Origin of the sequence: Clostridium sp. (assembly GCF_036642255.1) — a bacterium.
Lineage (GTDB): Bacteria > Bacillota > Clostridia > Clostridiales > Clostridiaceae > Clostridium_J.
On sequence record NZ_JAVWDJ010000075.1, the window covers coordinates 1 to 9,973 of the forward strand.

Here is a 9,973-nt window from a genome sequence, read left to right on the forward strand (position 1 = left end):
GGTGGTGCTATCTATAAATTTGGAGATACATATAGAATAGATATATGGTTTTCTAATCATGCAGATGCACTCGCCTATGGTAGGAGAAGTGTTTCCGCATACATTCATTAAGAGGCGAAAGCCTCTTTTTTTTTATGAGTTTTTTCCTTTACTTGATTTTTCATATTAAAAATGTTATAATATATATATAAGATATGAAAGATAAATTAAATGAAAAATACAGAAGTACAACTAAGATATGGAGGTAATTAAATGAATAATTATTATGATAAAGAATTAGTAAACAAGGATTTTCCAGAAGCAACAATGGTGCCTGCTATGAAGATTTGGTCTTTACCAAAAGGAAAAGAAGGAATGCTTAGAGATATGTGCGAAAATGGAGAATACTTTGGGCAAATTAAAAAAGATGGTTTTTGGTATGAGTTTAATAAAACAGAAAATAATTCTTATTTGTTTAGTAGGAATGAATCAACTACAAATGGTTTATTAACAGAGAAACTAGCTAACGTACCTCATATAGAAAAAGTATTAAATGTTTTACCAAAAGACACAATAATAATAGGAGAAATATACGTGCCTGGAGGTACATCAAAAAACACAACTAGAATTATGGGGAGTTTGCCGCAAAAGGCAATTGAAAGACAAAATGAAGAAGGTTTAATACATTATTATTTACATGATGTTATTATGTTTAATGGTGTTTGTCTGTTGAATAAAGGAGCAGAAGAGAGATATAAAGTATTACAAAAGATAATAGAAACATTTAGTTTACTAGATAATGATTTTATGGAATTTGCTGTTGCTTATGCAGACAATTTATATGAAAGAATTGGAACTGCATTAGCAAATGGAGAAGAAGGAATGGTTCTTAAAAAGAAAAGTTCAATCTATTCTCCAGGGAAAAAACCTGCTTGGTCAGCCATTAAATGTAAAAAAGTGGATTTTGCTGATGTTGTATGTATGGGGTTTGAAGATGCAAAAGAGAATTATACAGGCACTGAATTAGACTCTTGGCAATTCTACAAAGATTCTCAAGGAACAAAATATAATACTTTTGAATCTGCACAATCAAGCGAATGTACAATTTATCCTATAACAAAAGCACATTATTATGGATGGAAGAACTCTATAATAATAGGGGCATACAATAGCAAAGGCAACTTGGAAAAAATAGGAACTGTTAGTTCAGGATTGACAGACACTATGAAAGCTTCAATCACTAATGAACCTGAAAAATATATTGGTCAAGTTTTATTTGTGCAATGTATGGAACTGGATAGCGAAGGAAAAAGTTTAAGACATGGCATATATAAAGGATTTAGAATTGATAAAAATGCCATTGAATGTACTATAAAAGATATCTTTAATTAAGAGTTCTATTTAAGATAGAATAGATTTAAAATATAAATATGACATAATATAAAGGAGGAAATATTAATGAGTATATCAATGATTAATTTTAAAGTTGGGGATAAGGTTGTAAAAGCTAATGGTGAGAAATGGACTGGTTGTGATGAATATAGAGAAATCGTTTGGGTTGGTGATAATGGCACAGAATGTCAATTAAAATTATGTTTAAACATTTACCCAACTAGTAAACTTAAGTTATATAAACCTAATCACAAAAATTATATAGAGGTTTTGACAAATATAAAAGCTGGAGAGGTTTGGACATCCCTTGATAATAATAATATAATAACTAAATCAAAAGAAGGTGTAGTTGGGATAACTAATGGTGCTGTTTCTGCTGTAACTAGACTTGATATAAAAATTAAATACACTTTAACAAAAACATTAGTAACTTTCCAAGAGGCATTTTTAGCATATGAGAATAGAAGAGAGATAGTAAGTGAAGTTGATAATAAAATATTTATTAAATGCAATAATGAGTATCCCTTTAAACCTGAACAAATAAGAGGACTATGGTTTGTAAATGATTAAAACAAAAGTAAAGTAAGTGAATTGCGGCGTTCACTTACTTTTCTTTAACAAATAAAAAATGACAAATTTAGTAGCTCCTAGAAATGTCTTTAAAAAAATGACAAATTTAGTAGCTCCTTTCTTAAAAAAAGTGACAAATTTAGTAGTTCGTTTGATGTAATTTTGGACATTTTTAGTAGCTTATCCTAATCACTAATCCTTAATCAGTTTTTCCTAATCAAAAGAACTCTCACTTCGTGAGAGTTCTTAGGGACAAAGAGCCGCTCAAAATCAAAAAGGAGGATGCGACCATGATAGAGGGGAAAAGAAGATTTAGTCTGGAGGAGGATTTCATGAAGGGAAACGTGAATGACATTATTTATGGTAAACTGCAAGCCATAAGCAAAATTAACGACAAAAAACAAAGATATTCCCATAGTACTGATTTCAATTTAAAAGAGCTTGCAGCTAAGCTACAAGTCTCAGATAGAACTATAAGTCGTCATTTAAAATCACTTGAAGCCGCAGGATTTATAGTTAAAGGAAAAGAATTAAATCAAGAAGGTAAAATGAAGAGTTGTTTTTTCTTACCTTATAATGTCAATGAAAGATATAAATTAATCCCTACAACTACGTTAGAGTTCCTATTGGACGTAGCAAAACCAAAAGTAATAAAAGCTTATTTGTACTTTTTAGATAAATATAGTTGGAAGGCAAAAACAAAAGAAACGTACGTGTTTACAAATGAGGAAGTTATGACTGGAATAGGTTTAAAGATTAACGACAGTAAGAACTATCAACAAATGAGGAATATTCTTATCTCTCTTGTAAATCATGGGTTGATATCATATGTTGAGTTTAGACACAAAGGCGTTATACCAAACAAAAGACTTACTAGTGTGAGTCTAGTGGTAAAAGGCTTAGAAAAAGAAACTGAGAAGGAGTTTGCACAAGAACAAAAGATAATAGAACTTAATCCTATTGTCTATCCTAAACAACAATATGAAGAGTTTAAGAGTAGTGTGGAAGTAGCTACTGCCAATAACATTCCTATTGAATATTTAGGTGAAAATCTTATTAAATATATATCAACAGGAAAGATATTTAATATAATAGGAGCTTCTTCATTTGAGATAGAAGAGGAGTTAAAACTTTAAATGTAAAAGTATAAGGAGTGATTAGTTTGATAAGCACATTTGTAATTGGCTTCATTTGTGGCTCTTGTATTGCCACTTTAACTATAATGATTGGTTTTTATGTTAATAAAGATTAATTTCAGAACAGTTGACAAATATAAATAATTATGATATAATAAGAGTATATTATAGAAGGAGGTTAAATTTTATGGATATGAATATGTTATCTAAAATGTTCGGTGGTGGAAATTCAATAACACCAGATATGATTGCACAATTTACAGGAGTTTCAAAAGAAATGATAGAGCAAGTTACTGGCGTTCAAAAGATGCTTAATAAATTACCAAAAGATGAACAAGTCAGAATTATGACAAGCTTTGTAGATGATTTAAAAAGTTCTGTTAGTAAAATAGAAGGGACTGTAGTAGATGATACTAAGTAACACAAAGAAATGGGCAAAGGAAATTCTTAGATGCGAAAGTATCTTGGAAGATGTAAGTACCGATATAAAAGACAAAGAACAGGCTCAATGGAAGATTGAGAGTATAATGAGAATTTATGAAAAAGACTTAAATAAGACTTTGGAATTAATCTCTGAAATAGAAAAATTAATTACAGAAGCATTTGACAAAGTATAAAAAATATGATATAATAAGTATATAAGATATGAACAGCAATTAATATTTGGATGAATACAAATTAAAGTATCTTGAAAAAAACTTTTAGAAATGTTTGACAAAGTATAATAAATATGATATAATAAGTATATAAGATAAGTAAATAACTTGGTAAAATACCAGTTAATAAATAAAAAAAATATGTAGCGGCAACCCCGCAGAAGGAGAAATAAATTATGGCTATATCACAAAACACAGTAAACGTTATCAACTACTTAAAGGGAATAAACGATGCAGATGTTACTGCAAACGACATTGCAGAAGCTTTAGACTTATCACCTAGACAAGTTAATGGAATATTAACAGGCGGCTTACAAAGAAAAGGTTTATGCACAAGAGAAGAAGTAGAAGTTGTATTAGCAGATGGAAACCACAAAGTAATTAAACTAATCAAGTTAACATCAGAAGGAAAAGCATTTGATCCTACAGCTGAAGTTGCAGTTTAAGACTAGTAAATAGTTAATTAAGAAACTCAAGTTAATTCTTGAGTTTCTTTTCTATGTAAAGACTTAATTTGATTTTTTAATAAAAATATGATATAATAAATATATAAGATATGGTTTAAAAAAAAACAATTATAAAGGAGAGGGTAATTATGGATTTAGTGGAAGGATTAGAAGGTGTTAAAATCTTATCATCTACATCTGTTTTTAAGTTTAATACATTACAAATACTACTAGCATTGATAATTATAATCATAGCTGTTGCTTGTATGTTCTATGGTTTTACTCAAGATAATTTTTTAGGTGGTTTTCTATGCTTTATAATAGCAATTACACTAATATCAATATTATTTTTATTTGATTTTAAGACAAATGAATATTGTAAAGAGTATAAAATAACAGCTACAGAAGAAAAATACTTTATAAATTTAAATAAATGGGATATTATAAATACAGAGGATTTTATAATTACAATTAGAAGCAAAGAGTTATTTATAGAAAAAGGAGAAAATTAAATATGATAGAAGGATTAAAAAAAGCTGCTGAAATAATAAAAAAAAGAAAACAAGAAGTTATTTTATTTGATTCAAAAATGGCATTAGGAATGAGTGATGTTTTAATAACTATAGAAGATCTTATAAATAAAGAACAAAAAAGAATAGATATTTTAATAGCTAAAAGTGAAGAAATCAATAAAATAAAATTAGGAAGATGTCAATTTGATGAATAATTTATAGGAGAATATCATAATGGAAAGAGCAAAATATTTAAGAAACGCTATTAATAATATAAAAGATTATAAAACAAATGAAAATGAAGAATCTTTAAAAATGCAATTATTTATATTAATTTACTAATAAAATTAGAAAAGAATTAAAGGAGAGATTAATATGAAAAAATATGAATTTACGGGCGAGACTAAAGAATATTACGAAAGAACTTTAAAACAAATAAGAAGAATAAGTGATGGTTTAGTAGGAGGATGGATAGAATCTGAAGATAATTTATCCCAATATGGAGATTGTTTTGTTTATAATAATGCTAAAGTTTTTGATAATACTATGATTTCTGGGAATGCTAGCATTTCTGGCAATGCTATAGTTTATGGTAATTCTGAAATTTATGATAATGTTGTAGTTTATGATAATGCTAAAATTTATGATAATGCTATAGTTTTTGATGAAGCTGAAATCTATGGTAATGCTAAGATTTATGGCAATGCTAAGATTTGGAATAAAGCTAAAATTTATGATGATGCTGTAATTTGTGAAAATGCTAGAATCTTTGGTCGTGCTAAAATTTATGATGAGGCTGTAATTTGTGAAAATGCTAGGATTTTTGATAATGCTAAAATTTATGGAGATAGTGTAATTTTTGATAAGATGGAAATTAATTGTGAATTTAAAGATATAGAGTATTATTCTTTTATTAAAGGAAGATATATTACAGTTCTTTTGTGTGAAGACGACATTTGGAGATTCAATATTGGCTGTCAAAATTTATTAACTAAAGATGAATTTATTCAAAGAATTGAAGAAGAAGATGGTGGACTTAAAGAAAACCCTCATAGAAAAAAATATTTAAGAATTTTAAATTTATATTAAAGGAGAAATTAATATGAAGAAATATGAATTTACAGGTAAAACTAAAGAGTATTGTGGAGTAATTTTAAAACAAATAAGAAGGATAGAAGATAATTTGATCGGAGGATGGATTGAGTCAGAAGAAAATTTATCACAAGAAGGACTTTGCTTTGTTTTTGACAATGCTATAGTTTATAATAAAGCTCAAGTTTTTAATAATGCTAAAGTTTATGATAATGCTAGAATTTATGATGATGCTAGAATTTCTGGTAATGCTGAAGTTTTTGACAATGCTCAAATTTATGGTAATGCTGTAGTTTCTGGTAATGCTACAATTTGTGATAATACTAAAGTTTTTGAAAACGCTAAAATTTCTGATAATGCTGGAATTTGGAATGATGCTGAAATTTATGGTGATGCTAAAGTTTCTGATGATGCTAGAATTCATGATCAAGCTAGAGTTTGTAGTAATGTTGAAGTTTCTGATGATGCTCGAGTTTATAATGATATGATAATTAATTGTAAATTTAAAGACTTTCATTATTATTCTTTTTTTAAAGGAAAACCTATAACAGCTCTTTTATGTGAAGATGATATTTGGAGGTTTAATATTGGTTGCCAAGATTTACTTACTAAAGATGAATTTATTCAAAGAATTGAAGAAGAAGATGGTGGACTTAAAGAAAACCCTCATAGAAAAAAATATTTAAGAATTTTAAATATATATTAAAGGAGAATGATTATGCAAAAAGATAATTTTATAGAAATGGTGGATACACTTATTAATATTTTAGAGGATAAATCAGTATTAACTAATGGTTACTCAGAAGGATTGGAATATTTTACCAGTTTTAAAGAGGAAAAAGATAAAGACAAAGCAAAGCCGCTATTCACAGATAATGGTAAGTTAATAATATCTACTATGCAAGAGAACACAAAAGAAGATGTTTGTCAGTTTAAGGCAAGTCAAATAGCTGAATTTGCTTTTGTATCGTCAAGAACAATATCTGGAGCAATAAGAAAACTTGTAACAGATGGATATGTTGAAAAGATAGAAGGAACAAATCCAATTGCCTATTGTCTTACAGACGCAGGCAAGAACATAGTCTTCGATAAGTAAATGTTGACAATTATTAAAAATTATGATATAATATATATATAGTAAGTAAGTAAAAAAAATAAAGTGGCGACAGACGCAAGGAGATAATATATGAGAAAGCAAGAAAACATAGTACACATTGAAGGAAGAATAAATGAGTTAGATTTAGCAGTTAAGGTTTCTAAAAAGGGAGTTACTTACATCGGTGGAAAAATCCATATTGCAACTGATGATAAGATGTTAAATATAGTAACAGTTGATTATTCTTATGTAGTTCCTACTTTCAATAGTGGAAAAGAAAATAAGAATTATGCAGTTTTAACTGGATTAATGAGTAATGCAAAAACTCTAATGGGAAATCCTGGAGAGGAAGCTACGATGGTAAGAGTTGATTCTTCTATCGGTTTAAATGAATGGTATAAAGATGGAAAAAATGAAAAAGGTGAAGCTGCTAAAGAGTTAGTGTCTACTAAGATAATATCAGGCGGTTTTATTCATGTAGCAACAGAATTAAATCCAGATGAAAGCAAGAGATGTACTTTTAATTGTGATATGGTTATCAATGCAACAAGATTTATCGAAGGTATCGAAGAAAAAGAAACAGTAGATAAATTGATTGTTAGTGGAGCTATATTCAACTTTAATAATGCACTTCTTCCAGTTGAATTTACGATTACTAATCCTAAAGGTATAGAACATTTCCAAAATCTAGCCGCTACAAAATCAAACATTGTTTACACTAAAGTTTGGGGTAAAATTGTCAATGAAACAATAGTAACAAAAATAACTGAAGAGTCTGCTTTCGGTGAAGATAGTGTAAGAGAAATTGTAAAATCTAAGAGAGATTGGGTTTCAACAGGAACTTCTACAGTACCAGCTGAGTTTGATGTGGATGGTATCTTAACTGCTAAAGAATTACAAGAAGCAACAGCAGCTAGACAAATTTACTTAGCAACAAAGTTACAAGAGCAATTAGCAAGAGAAGCTGAAAAAGCTAAAAACAATAATGCTTTCACAGCACCTGTAACTACTGGAGGATTTGCTTTTTAAGAAACTATAGAGCCTTCGGGCTCTTTGTTTTTAAACTTTTAGGAGGTATTATATGACAATTAATAAAAATGCGGGATATGATAATAAGGGCACTTATAATGGTTATAATAAAAATCATGCGGAAAGAGCAGAGGATGATTATTATGCAACTCCGCCAAAAGAGGTGGAAAACATTCTTAGATTTGAACCTCTTGTTGAGGGAAATATTGTGCTAGAACCGTGCTTGGGCGGTGGGCACATGATAATGGGAATAGATTCGTTTCTAAAAGCAAATAATTTAGAAGATAAAGTTAAGGTATTTGGAACCGATTTAGTTGATAGAGGTTTTTCAGATTCGAGAACAGTAACAGGATTAGATTTTCTTAGTGATGATTATCCTTTTGATAAAAAAGCTGACGTAATAGTAATGAATCCTCCATATGACTTAATAGAAGAGTTTGTTCTTAAATCTTTTGGTAGGGCAAATAAAATTATAATGTTAGCAAGAACACAATTTGCGGAAAGTAAATCTAGATACGAAAACATATTTGTCTCGAATCCACCAAGTAGAATTTATCAATATGTGGATAGGATAGCTTGTTATAAAAATGGAGATTTTAGTAAGAAACAAAGTTCCGCTCAAAGCTACAGTTGGTTCATCTTCGAGCCAAACCGCAGAGAAAAAACTACTGAGTTCTTTTGGATTAGAAGAGAAGATAAAATATAAATATATAATAAATAAATAATAAGTGGCGACAGACGCAAGGAGATAATATATGGATTTAATGAACGTTCAACCGCACAAAGTATCAAGAGATTTAAAAGGGTATTCTTGCTTAATATATGGAGAGAAACTTTAAGACAGGCTCTCCCTCTTTAGAAATAGAGAGTAAAATACCCTTGTAAAAACAGGAAGGCTTAACTGCTAACCCGAACGGAAGTTAGATGGTAATACGTCTAATACGTGCAACGCATAGACCTGAAACTAAATTGAAAGGGGGCTTGTTCACATATGAACAACCAAATAATATCAAATTATTACTCCGAAGGTAATTCACTAAAACACACCGCCAATAAATTTAATATATCTATATATAAAGTTAAACAAGCTTTAAGAGAAACTGAAACAAGAGTTAGAACTAGACAAGAACAGACAGTATTAATTAATATGTCAAGAAGTAAATCTGTAGACCAAAACTTTTTTGATGTGATAAATTCTAAGAGTGCTTATTATTTAGGTTTTTTAGCGGCAGACGGCACAGTGAGTTCTAGTAGAAACTCTATTAAAATTGGACTTAGCTCTGTTGATAGAGAGTGGTTAGAAAAGTACAGAAGGGATTTAGTAATAGAAAGAGAAGTTTTGGATTACCAAACACAACAAGGTTTCAATGTCTCAGAAGTATGTTTCTCTAGTGCTAAAATAAAACAAGAACTTGCCAAGTATGATATAGTTCCAAGAAAAACATATGAAGAAATTTCTATGAAAAACATACCAGACGAGTTTAAGGTAGATTATATTAGAGGGTTTTTTGATGGTGATGGTTCATTCTCTTGGAACAAAAATACAAAACAAGGAATGGTTAAGATTACTTCTCATAAAGAAAATATATTAAAAGAAATTCAAAAACTTTTTCCAAAGGGTAAAATATACTACTTTGAGAAAAGAGATATATATTCTTTTGAGCTTTCTACCATTCCAAGTATAAACTTCTTAGAAACTATATATAAAGAGGCAGATGTGTATTTAAAGAGAAAAAAGGATAATTTTAGTGAATTCATTCAATTTAGAATATAAATTTGGTCCAAGAGACAAGGGCTCTACAAGTGTAGATGAAAAGGTATGCTGAACCAGATAGGAATTGACCTATAGTAACAACTACTCCACATAGTTGTGATGAGATAAATCTCTGGAAATAGAGGATAAAAAGCCTTTATGATAACATAATGCCAAAAAGTGGAAAAACAACAATTGCAACCCGCTTTTCTAATCACCTTTTACTGGCTTTTGAAAAAGGCTACTCTGCTATTCCAGGTGCTATGGCTATGCCAATAAATTCTTGGTCAGAGTTTAAAAAAGCTTTAAGAC

At 29.2% G+C, this 9,973-nt stretch carries 14 protein-coding genes; all 14 read left to right on the forward strand.

Annotated features, from left to right (window positions below):
- The first annotated feature begins 252 nt into the window (after positions 1-252).
- The 14 genes from RR409_RS19935 to RR409_RS20000 all read left to right on the forward strand — a co-directional run bounded on the left by RR409_RS19935 (position 253) and on the right by RR409_RS20000 (position 9,682).
- The gene (locus RR409_RS19935) at positions 253-1,371 is read left to right on the forward strand and encodes a hypothetical protein (RefSeq protein ID WP_332559530.1); all 1,119 of its coding nucleotides are present in this window, start codon (positions 253-255) and stop codon (positions 1,369-1,371) included.
- Positions 1,372-1,437: 66 nt separating this feature from the next.
- A complete protein-coding gene (locus RR409_RS19940; protein ID WP_332559531.1) occupies positions 1,438-1,941 on the forward strand; it encodes a hypothetical protein in 504 nt (167 codons plus the stop codon).
- 290 nt (positions 1,942-2,231) lie between these two features.
- Complete coding sequence (locus tag RR409_RS19945) at positions 2,232-3,077, forward strand: helix-turn-helix domain-containing protein (protein ID WP_332559532.1); 846 nt, start codon at positions 2,232-2,234, stop codon at positions 3,075-3,077.
- Positions 3,078-3,264: 187 nt separating this feature from the next.
- Positions 3,265-3,498 carry a hypothetical protein gene (locus RR409_RS19950; protein ID WP_332559533.1) on the forward strand — a complete coding sequence of 78 codons (234 nt, stop codon included), beginning with the start codon at positions 3,265-3,267 and terminating at the stop codon, positions 3,496-3,498.
- Positions 3,485-3,694, forward strand: a complete 210-nt coding sequence (locus tag RR409_RS19955) for a hypothetical protein (RefSeq protein WP_332559534.1) — start codon at positions 3,485-3,487, stop codon at positions 3,692-3,694. The genes RR409_RS19950 and RR409_RS19955 overlap by 14 nt, the downstream gene beginning before the upstream one ends.
- A 215-nt stretch (positions 3,695-3,909) precedes the next feature.
- On the forward strand, positions 3,910-4,179 hold the full coding sequence (locus RR409_RS19960; protein WP_332559535.1) for a hypothetical protein: 270 nt from the start codon (positions 3,910-3,912) through the stop codon (positions 4,177-4,179).
- A 149-nt stretch (positions 4,180-4,328) separates the two neighbouring features.
- Positions 4,329-4,691: a hypothetical protein gene (locus tag RR409_RS19965; RefSeq protein ID WP_332559536.1), complete on the forward strand. Its 363-nt coding sequence runs from the start codon at positions 4,329-4,331 to the stop codon at positions 4,689-4,691.
- 2 nt (positions 4,692-4,693) lie between these two features.
- Positions 4,694-4,906 carry a hypothetical protein gene (locus tag RR409_RS19970; protein WP_332559537.1) on the forward strand — a complete coding sequence of 71 codons (213 nt, stop codon included), beginning with the start codon at positions 4,694-4,696 and terminating at the stop codon, positions 4,904-4,906.
- Between the two features lie 160 nt (positions 4,907-5,066).
- Complete coding sequence (locus RR409_RS19975) at positions 5,067-5,780, forward strand: hypothetical protein (RefSeq protein ID WP_332559538.1); 714 nt, start codon at positions 5,067-5,069, stop codon at positions 5,778-5,780.
- Between the two features lie 13 nt (positions 5,781-5,793).
- Complete coding sequence (locus tag RR409_RS19980) at positions 5,794-6,489, forward strand: hypothetical protein (RefSeq protein ID WP_332559539.1); 696 nt, start codon at positions 5,794-5,796, stop codon at positions 6,487-6,489.
- A 12-nt stretch (positions 6,490-6,501) separates the two neighbouring features.
- The gene (locus tag RR409_RS19985; RefSeq protein WP_332559540.1) at positions 6,502-6,879 is read left to right on the forward strand and encodes a hypothetical protein; all 378 of its coding nucleotides are present in this window, start codon (positions 6,502-6,504) and stop codon (positions 6,877-6,879) included.
- A gap of 90 nt (positions 6,880-6,969) precedes the next feature.
- Complete coding sequence (locus RR409_RS19990; protein WP_332559541.1) at positions 6,970-7,908, forward strand: hypothetical protein; 939 nt, start codon at positions 6,970-6,972, stop codon at positions 7,906-7,908.
- A 52-nt stretch (positions 7,909-7,960) separates the two neighbouring features.
- The gene (locus RR409_RS19995; protein WP_332559542.1) at positions 7,961-8,614 is read left to right on the forward strand and encodes a hypothetical protein; all 654 of its coding nucleotides are present in this window, start codon (positions 7,961-7,963) and stop codon (positions 8,612-8,614) included.
- A 285-nt stretch (positions 8,615-8,899) separates the two neighbouring features.
- Entirely contained in the window at positions 8,900-9,682 is a 783-nt protein-coding gene (locus RR409_RS20000) for an LAGLIDADG family homing endonuclease (RefSeq protein ID WP_332559543.1), read from the forward strand.
- The last annotated feature ends 291 nt before the right edge of the window (positions 9,683-9,973 follow it).

Bases quoted from the DNA above. Each gene is read 5' to 3' on its own strand.
- RR409_RS19935 (WP_332559530.1), top strand. From the start codon at position 253: ATGAATAATTATTATGATAAAGAATTAGTAAACAAGGATTTTCCAGAA.
- RR409_RS19940 (WP_332559531.1), top strand. From the start codon at position 1,438: ATGAGTATATCAATGATTAATTTTAAAGTTGGGGATAAGGTTGTAAAA.
- RR409_RS19945 (WP_332559532.1), top strand. From the start codon at position 2,232: ATGATAGAGGGGAAAAGAAGATTTAGTCTGGAGGAGGATTTCATGAAG.
- RR409_RS19950 (WP_332559533.1), top strand. From the start codon at position 3,265: ATGGATATGAATATGTTATCTAAAATGTTCGGTGGTGGAAATTCAATA.
- RR409_RS19955 (WP_332559534.1), top strand. From the start codon at position 3,485: ATGATACTAAGTAACACAAAGAAATGGGCAAAGGAAATTCTTAGATGC.
- RR409_RS19960 (WP_332559535.1), top strand. From the start codon at position 3,910: ATGGCTATATCACAAAACACAGTAAACGTTATCAACTACTTAAAGGGA.
- RR409_RS19965 (WP_332559536.1), top strand. From the start codon at position 4,329: ATGGATTTAGTGGAAGGATTAGAAGGTGTTAAAATCTTATCATCTACA.
- RR409_RS19970 (WP_332559537.1), top strand. From the start codon at position 4,694: ATGATAGAAGGATTAAAAAAAGCTGCTGAAATAATAAAAAAAAGAAAA.
- RR409_RS19975 (WP_332559538.1), top strand. From the start codon at position 5,067: ATGAAAAAATATGAATTTACGGGCGAGACTAAAGAATATTACGAAAGA.
- RR409_RS19980 (WP_332559539.1), top strand. From the start codon at position 5,794: ATGAAGAAATATGAATTTACAGGTAAAACTAAAGAGTATTGTGGAGTA.
- RR409_RS19985 (WP_332559540.1), top strand. From the start codon at position 6,502: ATGCAAAAAGATAATTTTATAGAAATGGTGGATACACTTATTAATATT.
- RR409_RS19990 (WP_332559541.1), top strand. From the start codon at position 6,970: ATGAGAAAGCAAGAAAACATAGTACACATTGAAGGAAGAATAAATGAG.
- RR409_RS19995 (WP_332559542.1), top strand. From the start codon at position 7,961: ATGACAATTAATAAAAATGCGGGATATGATAATAAGGGCACTTATAAT.
- RR409_RS20000 (WP_332559543.1), top strand. From the start codon at position 8,900: ATGAACAACCAAATAATATCAAATTATTACTCCGAAGGTAATTCACTA.